Raw genomic sequence first — 207 nt, 5'->3', positions numbered from 1 at the left:
GGTGTGCTCGTAGACGTCCTTGTGCCGATTGTGCTCGTCGCGCTCCATCTTCAGCGCCGGCAACTCGGGCAACACGATCTCGGCCAGCCCGGTGTCCACCAGCAGGTTCAATCCGGGACGCGGGTTGTCGGTGAGCAGCAGCTTCACCAGTTCGTCCCGGATCCGCTCGGCGGAGACGATCGTGATCCGGGACGCCATCCCGGTCAT

The 207-nt window shown here is 64.7% G+C and carries 1 pseudogene; it reads right to left on the bottom strand.

Annotation, left to right across the window (positions count from 1 at the left end):
• Positions 1-207, bottom strand: a pseudogene (locus BN358_RS11595) (CCA tRNA nucleotidyltransferase); the annotation flags it as partial.

Source organism: Sedimentibacter sp. B4 (genome assembly GCF_000309315.1).
Taxonomy (GTDB): domain Bacteria; phylum Bacillota; class Clostridia; order Tissierellales; family Sedimentibacteraceae; genus Sedimentibacter; species Sedimentibacter saalensis.
Note: the sequence above shows the minus strand (reverse complement) of the source record. Positions and strands in the feature narration are given on the sequence as shown.